The organism is uncultured Aquimarina sp. (assembly GCF_947492115.1).
Classification (GTDB): domain Bacteria; phylum Bacteroidota; class Bacteroidia; order Flavobacteriales; family Flavobacteriaceae; genus Aquimarina.
Genome location: NZ_CANLMM010000001.1, coordinates 1,117,926 through 1,142,097, shown reverse-complemented (window position 1 = coordinate 1,142,097; position 24,172 = coordinate 1,117,926). Strand labels below are relative to the sequence as shown.

General features: G+C 31.6%; 26 protein-coding genes. 9 read left to right on the top strand and 17 right to left on the bottom strand.

The annotated features are described in order from the left end of the window. Positions 1-33: 33 nt before the first annotated feature. From Q1A73_RS05120 to Q1A73_RS05095, 6 genes are all read left to right on the top strand, one after another. Entirely contained in the window at positions 34-852 is an 819-nt protein-coding gene (locus Q1A73_RS05120; RefSeq protein WP_299602437.1) for an SDR family oxidoreductase, read from the top strand. 117 nt (positions 853-969) lie between these two features. Further along, a complete protein-coding gene (locus tag Q1A73_RS05115; RefSeq protein ID WP_299602434.1) occupies positions 970-1,974 on the top strand; it encodes a glycosyltransferase in 1,005 nt (334 codons plus the stop codon). Between the two features lie 6 nt (positions 1,975-1,980). Beyond that, positions 1,981-2,940: a CdaR family protein gene (locus tag Q1A73_RS05110; protein WP_299602432.1), complete on the top strand. Its 960-nt coding sequence runs from the start codon at positions 1,981-1,983 to the stop codon at positions 2,938-2,940. Between the two features lie 35 nt (positions 2,941-2,975). After that, positions 2,976-3,569, top strand: a complete 594-nt coding sequence (gene coaE / locus Q1A73_RS05105; protein ID WP_366141421.1) for a dephospho-CoA kinase — start codon at positions 2,976-2,978, stop codon at positions 3,567-3,569. Between the two features lie 84 nt (positions 3,570-3,653). Next, positions 3,654-5,222 (top strand): HAMP domain-containing sensor histidine kinase, encoded by a 1,569-nt coding sequence (locus Q1A73_RS05100; RefSeq protein WP_299602430.1) that lies wholly within the window; start codon positions 3,654-3,656, stop codon positions 5,220-5,222. A 3-nt stretch (positions 5,223-5,225) separates the two neighbouring features. Then, entirely contained in the window at positions 5,226-5,939 is a 714-nt protein-coding gene (locus Q1A73_RS05095) for a response regulator transcription factor (RefSeq protein WP_299602427.1), read from the top strand. Between the two features lie 148 nt (positions 5,940-6,087). Here the strand turns inward: Q1A73_RS05095 and miaA are convergent, their stop codons facing one another. The 10 genes from miaA to Q1A73_RS05045 form a co-directional block, all read right to left on the bottom strand. Further along, positions 6,088-7,014, bottom strand: coding sequence for a tRNA (adenosine(37)-N6)-dimethylallyltransferase MiaA (gene miaA / locus Q1A73_RS05090; protein WP_299602424.1), 927 nt, complete (start codon positions 7,012-7,014; stop codon positions 6,088-6,090). Continuing rightward, positions 7,007-7,843, bottom strand: coding sequence for an ion transporter (locus Q1A73_RS05085; RefSeq protein WP_299602421.1), 837 nt, complete (start codon positions 7,841-7,843; stop codon positions 7,007-7,009). The genes miaA and Q1A73_RS05085 overlap by 8 nt, the downstream gene beginning before the upstream one ends. A gap of 31 nt (positions 7,844-7,874) precedes the next feature. Continuing rightward, a complete protein-coding gene (locus tag Q1A73_RS05080) occupies positions 7,875-9,845 on the bottom strand; it encodes a hypothetical protein (RefSeq protein ID WP_299602419.1) in 1,971 nt (656 codons plus the stop codon). 46 nt (positions 9,846-9,891) lie between these two features. Continuing rightward, on the bottom strand, positions 9,892-11,274 hold the full coding sequence (locus tag Q1A73_RS05075; protein WP_299602604.1) for an exonuclease domain-containing protein: 1,383 nt from the start codon (positions 11,272-11,274) through the stop codon (positions 9,892-9,894). Positions 11,275-11,332: 58 nt separating this feature from the next. Beyond that, on the bottom strand, positions 11,333-11,998 hold the full coding sequence (locus tag Q1A73_RS05070) for a YggS family pyridoxal phosphate-dependent enzyme (protein ID WP_299602416.1): 666 nt from the start codon (positions 11,996-11,998) through the stop codon (positions 11,333-11,335). 77 nt (positions 11,999-12,075) lie between these two features. Further along, a complete protein-coding gene (locus tag Q1A73_RS05065; protein ID WP_299602414.1) occupies positions 12,076-13,314 on the bottom strand; it encodes a DUF1015 domain-containing protein in 1,239 nt (412 codons plus the stop codon). A gap of 28 nt (positions 13,315-13,342) precedes the next feature. After that, positions 13,343-14,482: a TlpA disulfide reductase family protein gene (locus Q1A73_RS05060; RefSeq protein WP_299602412.1), complete on the bottom strand. Its 1,140-nt coding sequence runs from the start codon at positions 14,480-14,482 to the stop codon at positions 13,343-13,345. Between the two features lie 11 nt (positions 14,483-14,493). Then, positions 14,494-15,108 carry a M23 family metallopeptidase gene (locus tag Q1A73_RS05055; RefSeq protein WP_299602410.1) on the bottom strand — a complete coding sequence of 205 codons (615 nt, stop codon included), beginning with the start codon at positions 15,106-15,108 and terminating at the stop codon, positions 14,494-14,496. Positions 15,109-15,142: 34 nt separating this feature from the next. Further along, on the bottom strand, positions 15,143-16,030 hold the full coding sequence (locus Q1A73_RS05050) for a 3-hydroxybutyryl-CoA dehydrogenase (protein WP_299602408.1): 888 nt from the start codon (positions 16,028-16,030) through the stop codon (positions 15,143-15,145). 75 nt (positions 16,031-16,105) lie between these two features. Continuing rightward, positions 16,106-17,071 carry a Gfo/Idh/MocA family oxidoreductase gene (locus Q1A73_RS05045; RefSeq protein ID WP_299602406.1) on the bottom strand — a complete coding sequence of 322 codons (966 nt, stop codon included), beginning with the start codon at positions 17,069-17,071 and terminating at the stop codon, positions 16,106-16,108. A gap of 144 nt (positions 17,072-17,215) precedes the next feature. On the opposite strand from Q1A73_RS05045, the gene Q1A73_RS05040 reads away from it, so the two are divergent. Beyond that, entirely contained in the window at positions 17,216-17,863 is a 648-nt protein-coding gene (locus Q1A73_RS05040; protein ID WP_299602403.1) for a protein-L-isoaspartate(D-aspartate) O-methyltransferase, read from the top strand. Between the two features lie 30 nt (positions 17,864-17,893). On the opposite strand, the gene smpB is transcribed toward Q1A73_RS05040, so the two are convergent. After that, complete coding sequence (gene smpB / locus Q1A73_RS05035; protein ID WP_299602401.1) at positions 17,894-18,355, bottom strand: SsrA-binding protein SmpB; 462 nt, start codon at positions 18,353-18,355, stop codon at positions 17,894-17,896. A 93-nt stretch (positions 18,356-18,448) separates the two neighbouring features. Then, the gene (locus tag Q1A73_RS05030) at positions 18,449-18,805 is read right to left on the bottom strand and encodes a DUF3887 domain-containing protein (protein WP_299602400.1); all 357 of its coding nucleotides are present in this window, start codon (positions 18,803-18,805) and stop codon (positions 18,449-18,451) included. 219 nt (positions 18,806-19,024) lie between these two features. Between Q1A73_RS05030 and Q1A73_RS05025 the strand changes: the two genes are divergently transcribed. Next, entirely contained in the window at positions 19,025-19,777 is a 753-nt protein-coding gene (locus tag Q1A73_RS05025) for a DUF6503 family protein (RefSeq protein ID WP_299602398.1), read from the top strand. On the opposite strand, the gene Q1A73_RS05020 is transcribed toward Q1A73_RS05025, so the two are convergent. Together Q1A73_RS05020 and Q1A73_RS05015 are read right to left on the bottom strand one after the other, a co-directional pair. Then, positions 19,774-20,286 carry a phosphoglycerate mutase family protein gene (locus Q1A73_RS05020; protein ID WP_299602396.1) on the bottom strand — a complete coding sequence of 171 codons (513 nt, stop codon included), beginning with the start codon at positions 20,284-20,286 and terminating at the stop codon, positions 19,774-19,776. The genes Q1A73_RS05025 and Q1A73_RS05020 overlap by 4 nt on opposite strands. Before the next feature lie 11 nt (positions 20,287-20,297). Then, entirely contained in the window at positions 20,298-21,449 is a 1,152-nt protein-coding gene (locus Q1A73_RS05015; RefSeq protein WP_299602394.1) for an esterase-like activity of phytase family protein, read from the bottom strand. 131 nt (positions 21,450-21,580) lie between these two features. Here Q1A73_RS05015 and Q1A73_RS05010 point away from each other — a divergent pair, with 131 nt between their 5' ends. Next, positions 21,581-21,859, top strand: coding sequence for a hypothetical protein (locus Q1A73_RS05010; RefSeq protein WP_299602392.1), 279 nt, complete (start codon positions 21,581-21,583; stop codon positions 21,857-21,859). A 78-nt stretch (positions 21,860-21,937) separates the two neighbouring features. Here Q1A73_RS05010 and Q1A73_RS05005 read toward each other — a convergent pair whose 3' ends face one another. From Q1A73_RS05005 to Q1A73_RS04995, 3 genes are all read right to left on the bottom strand, one after another. Further along, positions 21,938-23,212 carry a cellulase family glycosylhydrolase gene (locus tag Q1A73_RS05005; protein WP_299602390.1) on the bottom strand — a complete coding sequence of 425 codons (1,275 nt, stop codon included), beginning with the start codon at positions 23,210-23,212 and terminating at the stop codon, positions 21,938-21,940. Positions 23,213-23,469: 257 nt separating this feature from the next. After that, the gene (locus Q1A73_RS05000) at positions 23,470-23,595 is read right to left on the bottom strand and encodes a hypothetical protein (RefSeq protein WP_299602388.1); all 126 of its coding nucleotides are present in this window, start codon (positions 23,593-23,595) and stop codon (positions 23,470-23,472) included. Between the two features lie 57 nt (positions 23,596-23,652). Next, entirely contained in the window at positions 23,653-24,138 is a 486-nt protein-coding gene (locus Q1A73_RS04995; RefSeq protein ID WP_299602386.1) for an acyl-CoA thioesterase, read from the bottom strand. Positions 24,139-24,172: the final 34 nt, after the last annotated feature.

Genomic DNA, 24,172 nt, shown 5'->3' with positions numbered 1-24,172 from the left:
CCACTCATAAATCATTTTATAATTTAGGATTAAATGTCATACAATTTATTAAAAGGCAAAAAAGGAATTATATTCGGTGCGTTGGATGAGAATTCAATCGCTTGGAAGACAGCAGAACGTGTTTATGAAGAAGGAGGGAGTTTTGTGCTTACTAATGCTCCAGTCGCTATGCGAATGGGTGCAATTAAGCAATTAGCGGAAAAAACAAATTCTGAGATTATACCTGCAGACGCTACTTCCATTGAAGATTTGGAAAATTTAGTGGAGAAATCAATGGAGATTTTAGGCGGAAAACTAGATTTTGTATTACACTCAATAGGAATGTCCGTAAATGTTAGAAAGGGACGTCATTATACAGATTTAAATTATGATTGGAGTGGAAAAGGATGGGATGTATCTGCCTTATCTTTTCATAAAACTATGCAGACGCTTTACAAAAAAGAAGCAATGAATGAATGGGGAAGTATCGTAGCTTTAACCTATATGGCAGCGCAGCGTGTTTTTCCTGATTATAATGATATGGCTGATAATAAAGCGTATCTAGAATCGATTGCAAGAAGTTTTGGATATTTCTTCGGAAGAGATAAAAAAGTAAGAGTAAATACCATTTCTCAATCTCCAACTCCTACAACAGCAGGTAAAGGAGTAAAAGGGTTTGATGGATTTATAGAGTATGCTGATAAGATGTCACCGTTAGGGAATGCATCTGCTGATGACTGTGCAGATTATACCATTACCTTATTTTCTGATCTTACTAAAAAAGTTACACTACAAAATCTATATCACGATGGAGGTTTCTCTAATATGGGAGTAAGCCAAATGGTGATGGAGAAATTTGTAGATGAAGAATAAAACTATCATCTAATCCATGATGGATTATGAAAGCTTAATTCGACGAGAATTAAGCTTTTTTAGTTTTGAACCACAACCTAAACGTATCAAACAAACCTATTTATTTACCTTTGTCTAATGAGTGTTTCTTTTTCTTTCATCATACCTGTATTTAATAGGCCCAATGAAATAGATGAATTATTGGATAGCATGACAATGTTAGATTATTCGAAATCTTATGAAATTGTTATTGTAGAGGATGGCTCATCAGAAACTTCGGAAAATGTTATAGGATCATACACGGATAAATTACAGATAAGTTATTATCAAAAACCAAATACAGGACCTGGTGATTCTAGAAATTTTGGGATGCAAAAGGCAAAAGGAAACTATTTCCTGATATTGGATAGCGATGTTATTTTGCCTGTTGACTATCTAAAAAAGGTAGATGAATTTCTTTCTCATAAATTTGTCCATTGTTTTGGAGGACCTGATGATGCTCATAGAGATTTCTCAGATCTTCAGAAGGCTATCAGTTTTAGTATGACTTCATATCTTACTACTGGTGGAATACGAGGAAGAAAGAAAAATGTAGGTAAGTTTCAGCCTAGGAGCTTTAATATGGGAATCTCCAAAGAGGCATTTGAGTCTTCAAAAGGTTTTGGAAATATTCATCCAGGAGAAGATCCTGATCTTACCATTAGATTGTGGAAGTTGGGGTATGAAACCGCTTTGATTCCAGAAGCAAAAGTATTTCACAAAAGAAGAATTTCTTGGAATAAATTTTATATTCAAGTTAATAAATTTGGGAAAGTTCGTCCTATTCTTAATTTATGGCATCCCGAAACAGCTAAAATTACCTATTGGTTTCCGACCTTATTTTTGGGCTACACGATATTTTCTTTGTTGTCTTTATTAGTAGGATATTGGTATTTTATAGCTTTATTGGGAGTGTATTTTGGGATCATTTTGATCAATGCGACCCTAAGTTATAGAAGCTTTTCTATTGGAACACAAGCAGTAATAGCAGTATTTGTTCAGTTTTATGGGTATGGAAAAGGATTCCTAAAATCTTATTATTATATTCATCTATTGAAAAAGAGTCCAGAGCAAAAGTTTAAAAAGCTGTTTTTTTCAAAGTAACAAAATATGTCCAAAAATAAATTAAGTCGATTTTCTCTAAAAAGAAATAATGTAAAAACATTTCTTTTCTTTTTGGTTTTTACTTCTATTCTTTGGTTGTTTATACAGTTTTCTAAAAATTATACTGAAGAAGTAGAAGTTGATATTCAATATACCAATTTTCCTAAAGACAGAATTTTACATGAAGGAAGTGATCAGACATTAAAATTAACACTTAATGGGAATGGATTTAGACTGATCAATCATACTTGGAGCAAGCCTAAACTACAACTTGATATTTCAAAAGCGATTGAAACCTCGGAAAATGAATATTACTTTTATGTAAACAAAGCCAATCAATCATTAAAAGAAAAATTAAATTTTAAAGGAAGGATTCTTTCTTCAGAAAAGGATACATTGCGAATTAAGCTAGATGTAAATTTAGAAAAAATGATTCCAGTAAAGGTATCTAAAGAATTACAGTATGCAGCAGGTTACGGAAGTGATAAAGGAGTGGTTCTTATGCCAGATTCGGTAAAAATAAATGGCCCCAAAAATACTATTGATACCATAAGTTATGTGACTACAGAAGACCTAAAGTTAGAAGGTTTAAATACAGATTATAAAACCACTTTGGCAATAAAAACAGACAGTCTGCCATCTAGAGTAGTAGTTGCTCCAAATGAAGTAGAGGCAAGTATTGCTGTAAGTAAGTTTACCGAAGGGAGTCAGGAAATCCCGATTACTCTGATGAATGTACCTGAAGGAAAAGAAATTAAAATTTTTCCAAAAGAAGTTAAAGTTGTGTATAGAGTAGGACTCGATAAGTATAATGAAATCAGTTTAAGAGATTTTAAAGTTCTTGCAGATTATAATAAGGTGTCTGCTGATAGTCCTTATTTGATTTTGGAATTAGTAGATATGCCAGAATCCATACATGACGTAAGATTACAAGATAAACAAGTGCAATTTGTAATTCTTAATTAGTATATAGCACATTTGTATTTTCTGAATGTACATTGATGAAACATAAAAAAGTGAAGGTAGTTGGATTAACAGGTGGTATTGGTAGTGGAAAATCTACAGTTGCAAAAATGTTTGCAAAACTTGAAGTTCCAATCTATATAGCAGATGATGAAGCGAAAAAATTGATGCATGAGGAGGTAGAAGTCAAAAATCAGATTGTGGCGCTATTAGGGGAAGATTCATATGTGGATAATCAATTGAATAGAAATTATATAGCAGATCTTGTTTTTAATGATAATAAATTATTAGAAAAACTGAATGCCATTGTACATCCTGCAGTTGCAAATCACTTTTTATCTTGGAAGAATAGGCAAGAATCAAACTATGTAATTAAAGAAGCAGCTATTCTATTTGAAAATGGTGGTTATAAGAAATGTGATTATACAATTCTGGTTACAGCTCCAGAAGAAATAAGAATAAATCGAGTTATAAAACGAGATCACACGACGAAATCGAAGGTTCTAAAGAGACTAAAAAATCAATGGACAGATGTTCAGAAGATTCCGTTAGCAGATTTTGTAATAAAAAATACAGATTTAGAGAAAACTTGGCTTCAAGTTAATAAAATCCATAATAAACTCATTCTTTGATTGGGTAATTTTCACAATCTTTCATTTTGTTAACATTTGGTTAAACCCTAAAGTAGCTAAATGTTAAAGTCTTACTTTTGACCTATGAATAAAAGGTTATTCGCATTGCTGATCCTCTTAATGAGTTTATCATTAATCGGGATTATTTTTGTTCAGGGATATTGGATTCAGAATACGGTAGAGAACAATAGAGAACAGTTCTCTTTCAATGCAAAGCAAATTTTAATATCTGTTTCCAATAAAATTGAATATAGGGAATTCGAAGAAATGTACTATCCGTTACAAGAGATTCTGGATAGTATAAAACAACCTGATAGCAAAACAATACAGCAGCTCTTAGACATAGGTTTTGATAAAGGGTCATTTGCTTTTGGCGATGGTGTTCTGGAAGAAGATTCTAAGTTATTTTCTTCATTTATAGATTTTAATATTGATACCGTAAGGTTGAAGGATATTTTAAATCGAAATGCGGAAATCATCGATGATAAGAAAAAAGCTTATCAAACAAAGCAAAGATCAAAATCAAAACTGGATAGACTAAGTACGCTTACTGATTTGCAAAGAAGAGATTATGAAATTGTAATAGATCAGCTGGCTAATTTTATTCCTATACATAGGAGAGTAAAGAAAGAAGAGGTAGAAAGATTGCTGAAAAAAGAGTTAGCTGAGAGAGATATGAAAGTTGATTTTGAGTATGCTATATACAGTAATGCATTGGCTACTCGAGTACGTTCTGAAGATTTTAGTGCCACAGAAAGTGATGGGAATACGTTTGCCGTGCCTCTTTTTGTTAATAATGAAGACGGTTCTAGCTTGTATCAATTATATGTAAATTTTACAGGTAAGAATAGGTATATTTTATCGACAATAAAAGGAATGGCAATTTTGTCAATTATTTTTACGTTGGTTATTGTAGTAGCTTATTCAAGTGCATTGTCACAGCTGTTACAGCAACGTCAGATATCGCAAATAAAAACGGATTTCATCAATAATATGACTCATGAGCTTAAAACACCAATTGCTACAATAAATTTAGCACTTGATGCTATTAAGAATCCAAAAATTTCGGATGATCCGGAAAAGAGAAAGCGTTATATGAGCATGATTAGAGAGGAAAACAAAAGGATGCTTACGCAAGTAGAGAATGTTTTAAGAATCTCTCAATTAGAGAAGAATGAGTTAAATATTAAGAAAGAAAGGCTAGAGCTACATGATATTATAGAAGATGCTATAACTCATGTTTCTTTAATAGTCGAAAATAGAGAAGGGTATATAAAAACGCATTTAGGAGCGTTAAAATCTTCTATTTTGGCTAATGATAGCCATATGACGAATGTGGTGGTTAACATGTTAGATAATGCAATCAAGTACTCGGAAGGAGCACCAAAGATTGATATCTACACAGAAAATATAAAAAATAGTATTGTCCTTAAAATACGTGATCAGGGAGTAGGAATGAGTAAAGTGGCGCAGAAGAAAATCTTCGAAAAGTTCTTTAGAGAGCATACAGGAGATTTACACAACGTGAAAGGACATGGACTTGGATTAACTTACGTAAAACGAATAATAGATGACCATCATGGTCAAATTTGGGTGGAGAGCGAAAGGGGAAAAGGCTCCACATTTATAACTAAATTACCGTTAATATCTTAAATTATGGAAACAGAAAACAAAAAGATTTTGCTTGTAGAAGATGATCCAAACTTTGGTACCGTACTAAAGGATTATCTTGTTATGAACGATTATGATGTTGTACATGCTAAAAATGGTATGGAAGGCTTCGAAAAATTTAAAAAGGACGACTATGATATGTGTATCCTTGATGTAATGATGCCTTATAAAGATGGATTTACTTTGGCAAAAGAAATAAGAGATAAGAATGAAGAAGTTCCTATCATTTTCTTAACAGCGAAAGCAATGAAAGAGGATGTTCTAAAGGGATACAAGGTAGGAGCAGACGATTATCTTAATAAGCCTTTTGATAGTGAAGTGCTTTTAATGAAAATACAAGCTATAATGCAGCGTAAAACAACTGAGTCTGTTGCAGATAGTAAGCAATTTGAATTTAAAATCGGTGGTTTCCACTTAAATTCAAAATTAAGATTTTTAACTTTTAGAGAAGAAGATCCGATAAAGTTATCCCCTAAAGAAAATGAATTATTACGATTGTTAGCGTTACATCTAAATGACTTAATGCCTAGAGAATTGGCATTAACTAAAATATGGAGAGATGATAATTACTTTACTTCTCGAAGTATGGATGTATATATTGCTAAACTTAGAAAATACCTAAAGAAAGACGAAAACGTGGAAATTTTAAATATTCACGGAGAAGGATTTAGGTTAGTAGTTCGTAGTGACGAATCATAAAAACCGATCTCAATAACGGTAATAAAATTATTATCTATATACTAAAACCGCTTTAGAACAATAACTAAAGCGGTTTTTATATATCTATACATGAATAAGTATCTAATAGTTTTGTTTCAATAAAAACTAATAGGTTCAATATTTTTCTTTAGTTTCCGTTGTTTTTATTTTGACTAAAATTTTGAATTGTTTCTATAATATGCTCTCTGGGTGCTACATAATCAAACCAATGTATTTCTTCATCTTTTCTAAACCAGGTGAGTTGTCTTTTGGCAAAACGTCTTGTGTTTTTTTTGATTTCAGAAATAGCAAAGTCTAGATCCCAAATACCGTCCATGTAATTAAAAATCTCCTTGTAGCCTACAGTATTAAGCGCATTGAGTTCTTTAAAAGGATATAAGCTCTTTACCTCAGTTAGCAATCCTTCTTCTAGCATAATATCAACTCTTTGATTAATTCTATCATATATAGTTGGTCGTTCTGCAGTGATTCCGATTTTAATAATTTTAAAAGGCCGTTTCTTTTTTGGCTGAGTAATAAAAGAAGAATATGGTTTATTAGTACTAATGCATATTTCTAGAGCTCTCATTACTCTATGTGTATTATGAATGTCAACTTTTTCGTAATAAACAGGATCTAGTTTTTTCAACTGATTTTGTAAATAGACAATGCCTTCTTCTTTGTAGGCTCTTTGTAGTTGCTCTCTAACATCAGTTGGAACTTCAGGAAAGTTGTCTAATCCTTTGGTAACTGCATCTACATACAATCCAGATCCTCCCACTAAAATAGCATAATTGTTAGTGGCAAATAGAGATTCTAACTTGTTAATTGCGTCTTTTTCAAAATCTCCAACCGAGTAATTTTCATGAATACTTTTGTGTTGTATAAAATGATGTTTGGCTTGTAGTAATTCTTCAGCACTGGGTACAGCGGTACCAATTCGCATTTCTTTATAAAATTGTCTGCTATCTGCAGATGCAATTTCACAATTAAAATGTTTCGCTAGTTCGATACTTAAACTAGTTTTTCCAATGGCGGTAGGACCAACTACTACGATAAGAGTATTATTAATCATTGAATAAGGTGTGTCCACATTTATGACAGAATTTGGCATTGTCTAAATGATTGCTCTCTAGACAATTTGAGCAATGCTGGGTGTTTAGATTGATTGGATTCTTTTTTATTTGTTGCGTATATTCTGCACTAACAATACCCGTAGGTACTGCTATAATACCATAACCTAGAACCATAACAATAGATGCGATGAATTGACCTAATGGTGTTTCTGGTGAGATATCTCCATATCCTACTGTAGTAAGTGTTACGATACACCAATAAACACTTCTTGGTATGCTGTTAAAGCCATGCTCTGGACCTTCTACCAAATACATAACAGTTCCTAAAATTATGGCAACAATTAATACCGCAAATAAGAAAACCGATATTTTAGCTCTGCTAGCTTTTAATGCTTTTACAAGATTATTAGATTCTCCTATAAAACGAGCTAATTTCAAAATCCTAAAAACTCTTAGTAAGCGAAGCGCTCTTAGCGCTACCAACGCATGAGTACCGACGAATAGAATGGAAAGATATTTTGGAATTGTAGATAGTAAATCAATGACCCCATAAAAGCTAAAAATGTATTTTCTAGGCTTATTTATTGCAATAATTCTTAAAAAATATTCGATGGTAAATACAATTGTAATAATCCATTCTAAGATATTGAATAATGAAGCATATTTATCATTTATATACGATACACTTTCTAACATGACCAGTACAATACTGGCAAGGATGATAATAAGAATGATCAGATCAAAAGTTTTACCGGCTCTTGTGTCTGCTTCATAAATTACCTCATGTAATTGATGTTTCCAGTTTTTATTTTTGGAAGTATCCTTCAAAATTGAATGTTTTAGCGAAAATACTAAAAAATTAACTTGTTTTTTTGATGGCTATTAAGGTGTTGGTTTCCATATCTACAATTAGATTGAAGAATTCTTTTAATGCGCTATAATAATCCACTGGATAATACGATGATAATAGGATAACAGTATGACTGATGATCAATGTGTTATCTTGTAATTTGAAATCTAACCCAAGTTTTCCAGATTTTCCTGGCAACGCATAGTTCTTACTTTTAGGAATATCTATAAATTGATAATTATCAGGAACTTCTATATAGGTGATATAAGTAAGAGTATCTTTATAACCGAAGTCTACAGGATAGGTTCTCTCGTTTAATTTAAATGGATTTTCCTGAAAAAATATTCTAGTAAATGGTTTTATATAAATGATGTCATCTATCTTTTCAGGTATTTTGGTAAATGCTACTTCTTCTATAAAAGGTTTATCTAACTCATTAGCATTTTGGAGTTCGGCTTTTACGATAGATAAATTTTCATCGATATCCATCATTTTTTGAACGTATTTTTCTTTGCCAACTCGATCTAAAAATTTTCTATTATTATATGCGTGATAGCCTATATAGGTATATTTTCCATTTCCCTGGATACTCATATCTTCCGTTAATATGAGTTTTTCTCTATAATAATAGGAAGAACGTTTTTTAGGTTTAATATCTATCCAAGAACTTCCATTTTTAAAATCTAAGAGTCTACCATATTGGTTTAAACATCTAAATGGAATTTCGCCAAAGGGTAAGGTTTTCTCAGTAGCATCTAGTAAATATTTCTTTTGATCAATTTCTAATTGTACAATCAGATAGTTGAAATCAGAAAGAATAGGATGGATTTTAGTAGCATAACCATTTTCTCTCGTAGATAATAATACGGGTAACACAGTAAACCCTTGTTGTTTATAGACATTATGTAGTAAAGTGTTTACTTCAGTAACGTTGCCAGTTTTGGATTTAAGAATTTGTTTAATGTCTACGTCATTAAAAATTTTGTACTCCTCGTTCCAGCTATAATTATTCGTAATATATCTAAAAATGGCTTTTGCTTTTTCTAAATTTAGAGGCATATTAGCAAGTGAAACAGGAAGAATATTTTTGGTAGCTTTAATCTTTTTTAGTTGTTGTCCAATTGTTTTTTCGGTTCTTAATTCTTTGTCGACATTTTCCCAAGTTTCTGTATATTTTTTATTGATACCATCAAAACCCTTAAATTCCTTTAATTCGTACTCTATTCTGGAAAAATAATTTTTTTTGGCAGTCATAAATTTTTCCTTTTTGAAAGCCGGAATATTTTTCATCACATATCTACTATGCGCACAATCAGCAACTCTTCCATATCCAATATCAAAACAGCCCTTTTTTATAGAGTTATCCTCTGTATCTAATGGTTGTGTACCCACTAATCTTATATTATATACATAGTTGCCTGGCAAGTCTGCTACGTATTCGCTATGCAACTTGGGAATATCGTCCTGAAAATCCCATCCATTAAAATTAAAAGTGAATGGCGATTCTGTTTGATAGGAATAGGTGAGAACAGAGCCTGGTTTTATATTTGGGAAGGTAAATTTTACAAGCGTGTAGTGTTCATTGTATTTTTCTGTATATATTTTGTCTTCTTCTAGTTTCGTTTTTACTATTTTATCATCTTCTAAATTATAAGTGTATGCTACAAGATCTCTAAAGATTTCTTTTTTACTTTTATTATTATAAAGTAATATTTCGAAAATACTACTATCAAACCCTTCTTGATTTAAAATCTTTATTTTTCCACTATAATCGGTTAATAAGCCATAGTTTCCGCTATTTTCGATTCTACTATATCCTTTTTCATATATATAGAATGCATTAGCCGTTGTGTCTTTTTTATAAATAGTTCCTTTAAGATCAGCTTTACTAACAATTAAATTTTTGGAGTTGTAATTTTCTTGAGAGGTACAGAAAAATGAAGATAATAGAATAGCAGTAATCAAAAATGATCGAAACATAATGGTACTTTTATATATAGTAGCTTGTTTTAAAGAAATGTTACCCTTAGGAGTTACTTTTATTTTTATCCAAAGGGACAACTTTCAGTCTTTTATGTTGTCTTGTGTAACTCTGGATAATATGCTGAGCATCTCTATCATGCTCCATGGGAGTGATTATAGATTTTAGAATATTGATATTATTAATTTGATGATTAAGATTAAAATAACCAATACCCATAAATTTACCTTCTTCAATCAAAATAACACTCTGTTCATCAATATCACGACCTCTATCAATAATCATCATGTTTTTATTTCTAAAAGTATGTTTGAATATTAGTTCTCGCACTCTGTCGTTGTAGGTGTCTATTGATTCTTCTTGGATGCAAGCTCCATTACATTTTTGGGTTGCATTTTTAAAACACTTTTCATTATTATTGTCAAGATCCAGGTACCGTAAGCATAAATTATATTCTTCTGCCCAGCGATACATAAATGATTTGGCCTGCTGTCTATTGGTAAAAGTGGTAATACTCTTTTTACGACGATCTACCTTTTTTACCTGAAGATTTAAATATCCATTTTCGTCCGTAAATTCATAAAGCGCCTGATTGAATTTAGTTCGTTTAAACGTTCTATTGTATTTGGGTTTGTTACGTTTTATTTCCTCATTTTCTTTTAATAGGGCAACTAATTCACTACCTGTAATTTCATAAGTTACATTGATAACTTCTTCCTGAATCTTTCTTGATTTCCTATTTTCATTGGTAAAATGTTGTGTAACACGCTTCTTTATATTCTTACTTTTACCAATATATATGATTCCTCCATCTTTGCGATGTATATAATATACGCCAGTTGCAGAAGGTAAGTTTTCTATAAGTCGAAGTAATTTATCATTTACCTTTTTCTTAGTATCTAGTTTTACCGTTTCTTTTAGTATTGTTTTTTCAACATCTTTAGAAAGTAATAATTTAAAGAGTTTTACGGTTGCTTGTGCATCTCCTGTGGCTCTGTGTCGGTCAGAAATGGCTATGCCCAAACTTCTAACTAATTTACCCAAACTATATGATTTTTGATCGGGAATAAGTTTTTGAGAAAGCTCTACAGTGCATAAAGATTGACGTTCGTATTCATAACCAAGTCTATCAAATTCAGTTCTTAATACTCTATAATCAAAAGAGGCATTATGTGCTACGATAATACAATCAGTAGTAATCTCTACAATTCTTTTGGCAACTTCATAAAACTTTGGTGCATTACGTAGCATTTTATTGTTGATACCAGTAAGATTTACAACAAATGGTTGAATAGGTTTTTCTGGATTAATAAGGCTTATAAACTGATCTACAACTTTATGCCCGTCGAATTTATAAATCGCAATTTCTGTAATTCCTTCTTCATTATATTTTCCTCCTGTAGTTTCTATATCTAAAATCGCGTACATCATACGTTACTGGGTGGGGTAGTCTAAATTTATCTAATAATGACCTAAAATAGTGTTTTTAAATTGAATAGTTTCTTGCTCCAAAAATAGAGCTTCCAATCCTTACCATAGTGCTGCCGCAATCCATGGCAATTTTATAATCACCACTCATACCAATTGATAAAGTATCAAATTCTGTAAATGTAGTTTTTAGTTGTTTAAAAAGTACCTGAATTTTATCGAACTCGTTTTTAATTTGATTAGAATCATCAGTAAAAGTTGCCATTCCCATAAGACCTTTAATTTTTACGTTTCTTAGTTTTTGTACTTCTTCAGATTTTAAGAGGTCTATCGCATCGTTTTCACTTAATCCAAATTTACTCTCTTCTTCAGCGATCTTAATTTGTAGTAAGCAATTGATTTTTCGATTATGTTTAAGTGCTTGTTTATTGATTTCTTTTAAAAGTTTTAAGCTATCTACTGCATGGATAGTATCCACATAAGGAGCCATATATTTCACCTTATTCGTCTGAACATGACCAATCATATGCCACAAAATATCTTTTGGCATTTCTTCCCATTTTTGGGTCATTTCCTGAATTTTGTTTTCTCCAAAAATACGTTGCCCAGCATTATAGGCCTCCATAAGATTAGGAATAGGTTTTGTCTTAGATACTGCCACAAGAGTTACTCCACTAGGAAGTGTATTTTCAATGTGCTTTAAGTTTTCCGCAATAGAATTCATAAGCCGTAAATATACCTAAATTTAGAGAAATGAGAGGTTGTATTTAGTTTTAGTAAATAGTAAATAATAATTACAAATTAGAATTCATAAATGGTAATTCCACTTCGTAATTTGGGTTCAATGTAAGTGCTTTTTGGAGGCATCTTTAAACCTTGATCCGCAATTTTTTTCATTTGATCTACTGTGGCAGGAAATAAACCAAAACCAACTTCAAACTCTCCTAGATCTACTTTACTTTTTACGTATACAATATCGTTTTTACCATGAGAATATTCTATTCTGGTATCGGTTCTAAGGTCTTTAATACCCAATATTGGTTCTAATACAGTCTTAAATAATACTTGTGCATCCAATTCTGCCAGAGCATCTGTAAATTCGTAAATGGTTTTTCTAAGATATAGAGAATAGAACTCACCATCTAGGTACATACTAAAGTGATGAGGTTTAGAAGGTTTGTATACTTCTATTCCTCTATTTTCTATTCTAAACCATTCATCTAACCGTATCAAAAACTCTTCTTTAGACAGTCCGTTTAGATCTTTGACTAATCTATTAAACTCATAAATTTTTAAGTCAGATTCCGGAATTAAGTAACTCATGAAAAAGTTATAGGGTTCTATACCTTTATGTTCTTGGTTTTCTTTAGAAAGATCTTTTGCCAGTAGGTAAGATGAGGCCGATCTATGATGTCCGTCTGCGATATAGATGGTTTTCATACCCTCGAATGCAAATTTTAGTTGCTCGATGTTGGTTGGATCAGCTACTTTCCATAGATAATGAGTATCTCTGTATGTAGTAGTAAATTCATATTCAGCTCTTTCTTTAATCACTTTTTCAATGATACTTGTGATATCATCATTATCTGGATATGTTAGTAATACAGGTTCTGCATTAAATCCTACTGTTTTTAGGTATTGTTTAAAAGTACTTTCTCTATCGGCTAAGGTATCTTCATGCTTCTTAATGATATCATTTTCATAGTCTGTAGCACTTGCAGCTGCAATAATTCCTGAAAAAGACTCTTGTTCTCGATTTACAATCTTATACACATAATAACATGGCGTATTATCTTGAATAAAAATCTCATCTTCTTTGAATTCTAAATACCGATTACGTACTAATTTATAACGTTCTTCTCCAGAAATCTCTTTATGATATTTGTAACCTGGATTTACAATATGAAGAAAAGAGTAGGGGTTGTAGTCCATTCTCGAATCTCTTTCTTCTGGAGTATAACTTTGATAGGAGCGAGAGGCAATCAGACTTACCTTATCTCTAGTCGGTCTTACGGCTCTGAAAGGATGAATTTTTGCCATTTATAGATGTGTTATGATAGATTTTAGTTTATTCAGTGAATAACTCTTTTAATTTGTTTTCTAGGGCATTTCCTCTTAATGTTTTTGCGACGATTATTCCTTGTTCGTCAATAAGGAAGTTATCAGGTATTCCGTTGATTCCATATGTTAAAGCAATATCACTTTTGAAGCCTTTTAGGTCAACTCCTTGTTTCCAAGGAAGAGAATCTTTTTTAATCGCATCAATCCAATTTTTCTTATCATTATCGATGGATACTCCAATGATTTCGAAACCTTTGTCTTTATAAGTATTATATGTTTTTATAAGATTAGGGTTTTCTTTTCTACATGGATAGCACCATGAAGCCCAGAATTCTATCAAAGCATATTTTGATTTTACATCTGAAATTTTTATCGATTTTTCATTTATATCTACTAACTCAAAGTCAATAAATTTTTCTCCAATTTTTGGTACTTCAGGAAGTGAAATAAAATGTTTGACGGATTGCCCATATTTTGATTCTTTAATTCGTTTTGTTAGAGGTTTATAGAGGGTTTTTATAACTTCTTTTCCCCAATTTGGTCCATTATCATTAAGTTTAGAAATACTTACATAGGAGTCTGGATATTCTTTAACGAAGTTTTGACCTGCTTGATCTATTGATTTTAAAATGTCATTCTGTTTTTTTATTAAGATATTTCTGTCTTCCGGTTTCATTTTTTCAAAATCTGGATTTTGAAATTGACTTATTACATTTTCAAAAGTAGCTTCCAGACTATCCGTTCTCTGTTTTAAAATATCATATTCTTTATGAGTGTTACTACCAGAAATTTTTACATTTCGTATGTTTCCTTTTTCTCCTTCAATAGTCATTCTTTGATTTTCAACCCAAGCTACAAATAATTCAGGCTTTCTTGTTTTACCCACCATCATGAAAAACGAGGAAGGTTCATCTACAGATCCCGTAAATTCGAATTTTTCTCCTATAATCTGCGTGGAATCTACGATTTTATTGTCTTTATTAATATAAATCCAAGTGCTATCAGGTATGTTTTTCAGGTTTCCAACAATTTGATAACCTTCAGTTTCAGTATTGAAGTCATCTGTTTGTTCGTTTTGTTGCTTTTGTTTACAAGAAAAAACAATAAATACTAATGCAGACATTACAAGAAAATAAGATCTTTTCATGGGTGGTTGTTTTAATGTTCGTTAATAAATTTGGTAGGATCTAAATATCCCTCGGTATTGTCAGAATATCCTGGACCGATGTCCATAAAGATATCATCTCTAATCTCTAAGTGCAAATGTGCTAAATAAGTTCCATCTGCATTACCAATGGTTCCAATTAGTTCCCCCTTTTTTACAAAATCTCCTTTACTAACTTTAATGGACTCGCAATGCGCATATACCGATTCATAATATGCATCTTTATATTTATGGATAACGCGAATTACATTTCCCCATCCGCCACCAATATTTGACGCAAATGATACATATCCATTACCAATTGAATATATGGGATCTCCAAGATCCGAATTACCACCGCCAACACCATTCCAGTCATCACCTAAATGATAATTTACTTGAAACCCTTGTGCATTATAATATCCTTTAGCACTAGGCTTCCCAACAGGGAAATCAAAGCTTTTGGCTATGAATTCTGGATGCTTTGCGAAAATAGAATCATATTTATGGAATTTGTTTTGCGATCCTTTGGTCGTATTTCTACCATCCGAAAATTCTCTTGTATGGAGAATATCTTTAAACAAAAAAAAACTTGCCAAAATGAAAGTTGTGTATAAAATAGTTTTCATTGACAAGTATTTTTATATGAATTGATACTATATCCTATAAGAATTGTTTAGCTACTTTTTCAGCTTTTCGGCTTTCTGAGTAATCATAAAAACCTTCTCCACTTTTTACTCCTAATTTACCAGCCATTACCATATTAACTAATAATGGGCAAGGTGCATATTTAGGATTTTTAAATCCATCATACATTACATTTAGAATGGATAGACATACATCTAATCCTATAAAATCTGCTAATTGTAACGGACCCATCGGGTGTGCCATACCTAATTTCATCACAGTATCAATTTCTGATACTCCAGCAACACCGTTGTATAATGTCTCTATAGACTCATTGATCATTGGCATTAGAATTCTGTTAGCTACAAATCCTGGATAATCATTTACTTCTACAGGTACTTTACCTAAAGTTTTTGACATTTCCATAATAGTATTGGTCACTTCATCAGATGTATTGTAACCTCTAATGATTTCTACTAATTTCATTATTGGAACAGGATTCATAAAATGCATTCCGATTACCATGTCGGGTCTGTTAGTAACCGCAGCAATCTGAGTAATCGAAATTGAAGATGTATTGGTCGCCAATATTGTATCTTCTGGGCAAGCATCACTTAATTCTCTGAAGATATTTAGTTTTAACTCTACATTTTCGGTAGCAGCTTCTACTACAAGTCCAGCATATTCTACTCCTTCTCTTATATTAGTGTAAGTAGAAATGTTTCCAAGAGTGGCTTCTTTATCCGCTTCAGAAATTTTTTCTTTAGCGATCATTCTATCTAGATTCTTTGTGATTGTTGCCAATCCTTTATCCAATGACTGTTGAGAGATGTCTATTAATTGAACTTTAAAACCTTTTTGTGCAAAAGTATGGGCAATTCCATTTCCCATTGTTCCCGCACCGATTACTGCTACGTTTTTCATGTATTATAGTTATAATTATTCACTAATAACTAGTGAATGAGATGTTTGTTTATGCTTTTTCTTATGGATTGATGTTTAGTGCTTGAAACACTCAATTATTTTTAATGCTACTTCTAATGCTTTTTTACCTTGAGTAAGGGAAACAATAGGTGTTGTGTCATTTTGTATAGCTTCTGCAAAAGTATCTAATTCGTCTAATATGGCGTTATTAGAAGGGATTTCAGGGTTATCAAAGTAAATTTGCTTTTTAACACCTTCTGCATTTTGCAAAATCATATCAAAATCTCCAGGATTCTCTGGAGCATCTTTCATTTTTACTACTTCACATTTCTTTTCAAAGAAGTCTACGGAGATATAAGCATCTTTCTGAAAGAATCTTGCTTTTCTCATATTCTTAAGAGAAATACGACTAGCCGTGAGGTTGGCTACACAACCGTTTTCAAATTCTATTCTAGCATTGGCAATATCAGGTGTTTCACTAATTACAGATACACCGCTTGCGCTAATATGTTTTACTTCAGAATGAACGACACTTAGAATTGCGTCAATATCATGAATCATAAGATCTAAAACCACAGGTACATCTGTTCCTCTAGGATTAAACTCTGCAAGTCTATGCGCTTCGATAAACATAGGATTAACTATTTTATCAGCAACAGCGGTATAGGCAGGATTAAAACGTTCTACATGTCCAACTTGTCCTTTGACATTATGAGCTTTTGCTAATGCAATAAGCTTCTCAGCTTCTTCTACGGTATTGGTTATTGGTTTTTCTATAAAAACATGTTTTCCTGCTTCTATAGCTTTTTTGGCAACATCGAAATGAGCAAAAGTAGGTGTTACGATATCTACTACATCAACAGCCTCTATTAATTCTTCGACAGAGTTAAAAAGTGTGTAACCAAATTCCTCGGAAATTGATTTTGCTTGTTTTTCACTGGAATCGTAGAAACCAGCGAGTTCGTAATTTTCGGATTGTTTTAGGAGACGTAAATGGATTTTACCTAAGTGTCCTGCGCCAAGTACTCCGGCTTTGAGCATAATTAAAGATTTTACACAAAAATAGTATTATTTATAAATTCTAAATCTTAATTCTATCTAAAATAAAAAATATTCATTTTAATGATAAGTTTCTTCTTTATTCTTTAAAATCTTTATGTAATTTTAGCCTGTTAATCTACCCTAATGAAATCTAAAGATACGCTAAAACACGCTGGAAAGAGAAAGCAACTAGTTGATATATTAGTTGGTAAAGGCATTAAAGATACATCCGTTTTGGAAGCAATTAATACTATTCCTAGACATTTGTTTATGGATTCTAGTTTTGATGATCATGCTTATCAGGATAAAGCTTTTCCTATCGGAGCAGATCAAACGATATCACAACCTTATACAGTTGCATTTCAATCAGAACTATTACAGGTAGAACGAGGAGATAAAGTATTGGAGATAGGAACCGGATCGGGCTATCAGACAGCTGTATTATGTGAGCTAGGATGTAAAGTATATAGTATAGAAAGACAGCAAGAATTGTTTAAAAAGACGAAGCTGTTTTTACCTAAATTAGGTTATAGACCGAAACATTTGTCTTTTGGAGATGGTTATAAAGGATTAGAAGAATTTGCACCTTACAAAGGGATTATAGTTACTGCTGGTGCTCCTTATGTTCCAAAACCATTATTAGCTCAATTAGAAATAGGAGGTAGGTTAGTTATTCCTGTAGGTAATGATCCGCAAATAATGACTTTGTTTATCCGAAAAAGTGATACCAAATTTGAGAAACATGAGTTTGGGGAATTCCGCTTTGTACCTTTATTAGAAAATAAAAATTAATACTTTTTATAAAGTTTCTGTGGTAGAAGGCTACTTGTAATTCTTTTTTATTCGATCCAGCGCGCGTTTATTGTCTCTATCTTTAATTGTTTCTCGCTTATCGTATAGTTTTTTACCTCTGGCGAGTACAATATCAAGTTTAGCTAGTCCTCTATCATTAATGAACAGTCGCGTGGGTATAATGGTGAGTCCTGAATTTTTAACTTCTTTTTCGAGCTTTTTTAATTCTTGTTTATTTAATAATAATTTACGTTCACTTTTTGGATTATGATTAAAATAAGTAGCATGAGAATATTCTTCTATATGCATGTTGATTACAAAAAGTTCTCCTCCGTTATGAAACTCACAGAAACTTTCGGCAATACCAGCTTTACCTTCTCTAATTGCTTTTATTTCTGTTCCTGCTAGTTTAATTCCAGCAGTATATTTATCCAAAAATTCATATTCGAATTTGGCCTTTCTGTTTAGTATATTAATTTTATTTTTGTTCATATGGTAATGCAGAATGTTTGCAAAGAGTACAAAAATACAAAAGCTTTCTATATAGAAAGCTTTGTAAATTATAATATATGATTAGAATCTTTTTTAAGGTTCTTGAAATTGTATCGTTGCTATTTTTCCGTCAGGATTTAATTTTAACTCCATAACCAAACTAATATTATCAAAAGCAGCTGTGTAACTATTAATACCTTCTGCAGATTCTATAAAAGTTACTGTATTTAAATTTCCAAATTGCGAATGACATCCTTTAATAAAACGAGTAACTCCTTCTTTGGTCATTTCCTCTTGCATTTCGGTAGCGTACAAATCAAAAACAGCATCTATATTTTGGGCATTGAAATTTTCCTGAAAAGCCTTTGTAGCTTTTTCATAAGCAGCGGAATCTTGCGCTAGTATTGGCTGGATAGCAAATCCAACCAAAAAAAGTAATAAATATTTCATAATGTTCATAGATTTTAGGCATTGCAAATTAATTATCTTTTTGAAGATTTAAAAAAAAAATAAACTTAAAATTAGGTATTGTTATGAAAGTTTTACTTTCAAGAATAGACTTAGGAGATATTAGTTTTGCAACTTTCTAATCATATATTAGTTTAACAAAACTCTTACAAATTTGAAATTGGTAAAAAGTATTTTAGCACAATAATAAATCAAGATTTTATGAAGAAGTTCATGCTATTTACAATGGTATTGTTTTTAATGTCTTTTGATATTCTAGTAGATCAATATTCTGCGCAAGAGATTATTGATAAAACAATAAGTGCAGCTGGAGGAGCTAAATTTGATGCCGTTAAAATACGTTTCAATTTTAGAGATAAAGAATATATAAGTACAAGAGATCATGGGAATTATCTTCTGGAACGAAAGATCTTTGGTAAAGAAGGAATAGTTCATGATATTGTTGCGAACGATGGTTTGACCAGATCTGTAGAAAACTGTGTTGTTAACGTTGCAGATTCATTAATCACCAAAATTAGCGATGGGGTAAATTCGGTTCATTATTTTGCTAATTTACCCTATGGATTAAATGCTCCAGCTGTGAATAAGGAGTTAGTGGGTGAATCAAAAATTAATAATCTTCCCTATTATAAAATTAAAGTAACTTTTGATCAAGAAGGAGGAGGAACAGATTTTGAAGATGAGTTTTTATATTGGATTCATAAAGAAAAGTTCACTGTAGACTATCTCGCTTATAAATATGCTGTTGATGGAGGTGGAATACGTTTCAGACAGGCATATAACGATAGAGTTATTAAAAATATTCGTTTTGTGGATTACAACAATTACAAAACAGATGATATGTCAACTCCCTTATCGGATTTAGATGTACTTTTTGAAAAGGGAGCGTTAAAACTATTGTCCAAAATAGAACTCAAAGACATTTATGTATATGATGAAAATAATTTATTCTAATCGAAATTAAGCATCATATCTGTTATCACATCTTTTTGTAAAGAAATGATAAATAGTTTGTTGTAATCTTTTTCATCTATACTGCTATATTTTTTCTGTCCAATGATTTTATTAACAAAGGTTGGAGTTGAATTGCTATGTCCTACAATTACTGTTGTTTTTCCTTGCGTTTTTTGCTTAAAAGTTTCGTCATACGATTTCTTCGGATTGTATAATGCAATTTCTATATTTCTGTCCTTCGCTATTGGAGCAGCTGTCTGTAGTGTTCTTTTGTAATCCGTACTATAGACCATATCGATATGGATATCTTTTAAAATTTTCACCAATCTATTAGCTCTTGAAATACCTTCTTCCGTTAAATCAGGGTTTTTGTTCTCTGGATTACTTATATCTTTTTCTGCATGCCTTACCAAGATATAGGTAGTCGTTGATGCTTCTTTATCGGTTTCTTGACTGTATCCGTGCAGAGAAAATAAACAAAAGATAAAGATTGTTATATTGAGTTTCATAAGTTAGAATATTATGGTTTAACAAGTTCCAGTAAGATTAATTGATTTATTTGTTTTGAAACGGGACTAAAATTATTATCCGCCACTAAAATTAATGATTGATTTCCGTTTTCTAAAATGGGTCCGAGTGTTATGCCTTCGATATTATCCAAAATATTATCGGTTAATTGCGATCTAACGGTTTCAAAATCAAAAAGTAGTTCTTTTTTCGCTACCTTATATTCTTTATTTTGTAGCGTATCGAAAGGTAAAGTATTCGTGGTGTGTTCAATACTTGCAAGATATATTTTCACCGTATTTCCTTGTGTTCCATATCCTTCAGAATATGCTCGTTCTATTACAATAAATTCATTTTGGGATAATTGTAGGAGACAAGTAATTCCATTTACCCCAAAATTGCCTTTAGGATCTTTTGTTAATTTATCCAAAGGATAAGTAAACTGAAAATCTGCTTGATTTGTCTTCGTACTAAAATGAGTAATTCTAACAGGAGCTCCAGAATGATTAAAAGTAGGTTCTTTACCATCCAATGCTAAAGGAAGTTCCATTGCTGCCCAATATCCATCATTTGTAATATCTGCAGCTAGTCCCTCAAAAACACCATTATGTCTAGGTTTATTTCTAGAATTTGTGTCCGTTAAAAAGTATGTAGGTAATGAAAAGCTTTCTGAGTAATTCCCATATGGGTCTGTAATAAAAATAGAAGGATTATAGTCGTTCTTAATAGAACCTTCACTAGCGAATATTAGCTTATTTTTTCCAAAAGTTCGGATAGCTTCTAAATCGATTATGTTATTATTTAAAAATTGATGTATTGTGTCTTTTAGTTCTACAACTTCATTTATTTCCACCGAATTAAATTGATTGTTATCTAATAGAATAGAAGCCTTGTAATATCTAGGTTTTTTTGCATCATCACATACGAGGTAATAAGATTTATCATCTTTGCTATAATCGATACCTGATAATCCCCCTATTTTGGATTCTTTAAAAATGGTATCGTTATAAATTACATATTCGTCTAAGTAATTAATTAAGATTTTATTTTTATTAGAGTTCTTATTCGTGTTTTTGCAAGAAACTAGAAAAAAAAATATAGAAATAAATATGCTGAGTAATTTTAGTTTGGAGTGCATAATAGTAATGATATCAAGGGTATCCAAAAATACTATTTATATGTTTAGTTGTGATAGCATTTTTGATGAAATTGAATAGAGTTAAGAAAAATTGTTTTAGAGATACTTACTAGTAGTACGAAACAAGATATTTGTATCATAACTTTAAAAAAACAATGATGAAAAAAACAATCTTTACCTTATTATTAGTTGGATCATTTTGTATTTCTTGTGATGGAGATGATGTGGAAGACGCAGCTTGTGACGTAGCAGAAGACGCTTTACAACTATCTGTAGAAGCTGCTATAGAAGCATATGAAGCAGATCAGAATGAAACAACTTGTCAAGCTATAAAGGATACAGTAGAGGAGTATAGAGATTTAGAATGTACTAGTGAACTGGCATATGCAGATGAATTGGCACTTTTGCCTTTGGATTGTGCTAATGCTGGAAATTAGAGATTTTTTTTAGTGTGATAAATTAAAAGACCTTTCAATTGTAAAACTGAAAGGTCTTTTTTTGCTTTATGGTACTCTTTAAATCTTTATAAATTTTGTAGTGGCACTGCTATTATTGCCATTCACTTGTAAAATATATTTACCAGTTGTTAAAGTGGTAATATCTATTTGTGGATTATCTTGATTAATATCTCTCGAGAGTACAGACCTTCCATTCATATCAAAAACTGTAATGTCATCGATGATAGTAGAAGAGTTAATAGATAGGATGTTTTTTACAGGATTTTGTTGCAATGATAGTTTCTCTGATCCAATTACGAAATCATCTGTACTTAGTGTTTGTGCTCTAGAAAGAATATGATTTCTTATAAACGTTCCAGATGTAGTTAGGTTACCATTAAGAAGTCCTTGTAATCCTTGATTTGGACTTACCACACACGAATCTTCATTTTTATGTGATACCGTCCAATTTACGTAACTAATGTTATTTTGAATCATAAAGTCGATCCATATTTGAGATTCTTGAGGATTATAACCACCATCTCCACTAGCATCCGTAGTTCCCCATTCGGTTACAAATAAAGCAATACCATCATTCATAGCTGCTAAGGCACGATCTCGTAAAAATTGTTTATGTGTATTAGCGTAGAAGTGTAGTGTATAGGCTAAATTAGGATCTCCCGTTATTGGATTCGCGGCAGCTTGATCTACATCCTGAGACCAAGTTGGACTACCAACAATAATAAGGTTATCAGGATCTTTGGATCTAATACCAGCGATCACTTCTTGAGCATAACTTTTTACATCATTCCAAGATTGACCAATAGGTTCATTATAAATTTCATAAATCACATGATCATTAGATCCATATAATTCTGCCATTTCAGTAAAAAAAGCAACTGCTTCATCTGTATATACTTCTGCTGCATGTGTATGCCAATCGATAATTACATACACTCCTTTGGCGATAGCAGCATCGATCACTGTTCTTATTTTGGCTTTTTGAGCAGCGGTATTGTCAATATATCCGGTACCTCCATCCCAGGTTTCTTTTACTCCAAGTGCGGCTCTTATAATTGGACTTTGCCAGTCATCTGCAAGATGATTAACTGTTTGACTATTATAAAAATCTCCTCCATCTCCGGCATTACTCCAAAAAAGACTCATACCAGCTAGACTTATTTTATCACCGTTTTCTGCAGTAACATGACTTCCATTGACTTGTAGTCTTCCATATCTTTCTACGGGAGTTTGAGCAATAGTGTAATTAAAAAATGAAAATAAAAATAAAGTGCAGGTAATAAGAAAAAAAGATTTTTTTGATGTTTTTAAGTGTGTAAAGTTTAGTTTCATGATGTGTGTTTGAGACGTTATTAAAACTGGTTAACAATATCTCCACATAACGAACTTAATCTTCATTTAGTATAGAATATCTGTGATTTAGTAAAAAGGAATATGTTTTATGGATGTAAAACTAAATACATTAATTAAAATTGAAATCGGCCTGATTTAATTTCTTAAATAACAATAAGCAGTAAAAGTCGTATTTCCCAAGTATAAAGAAATACGACTTTGATTTATATTGATATTTTCAAATTACTTTGAAAATATTATCCAAACACTCCTAATTTCCAGGCTACTACTGCCATGGATAAAATTGCAATTATAAAAAATGCAATAAAAAAATAAGAACTTCTCTTCTTGTGAGAGGAGCCAAGATTGTCAGAAGTTTTCATAAATGGTTAGATTTTGTTGATTGATGTATATTATAAGACTGCTCTCCAGAAGATATGTTACACTTTTTGTGGTTTTAATTGAGAAATTCTTTCATTAAATGAAAGTGATTTAATTGGATTTACAATGGATGTAAATAATTCCATCAATTCATTCGTGTGATTCCATCGTTTTTGTTTTAGTAAATTAAAGTGAACAAAAGAACTCCACATCACAGCTTTTAATTCGGTTTTATCGTGATTCCACATGCGTATCTCTACATGTAGTTCATTTTCTGTAAGGGAAAAAAGCTGAGAGTCTATAATAATATCTTCCATAAGAAATGCAGGACGTAAATAAGCAATTTGATTTGTTCCAACTACCCAACTTATTCCTTGAGTTCGGGCCATTTTAAAAAGATCTAAATTGTAATTACTTATGATTTGATCCTCTCTGGCATTAATCATATAGTTTATATATTCAGCATTATTGAGGTGGTTGAAGGGATCGCAGTGCTGAAATCTGATTTTAGCATTACTTTCTAAGGTTTTTGGTAATGTTGTCATAACTTTTAAGTTTTATACCGATTGGTATATTAAT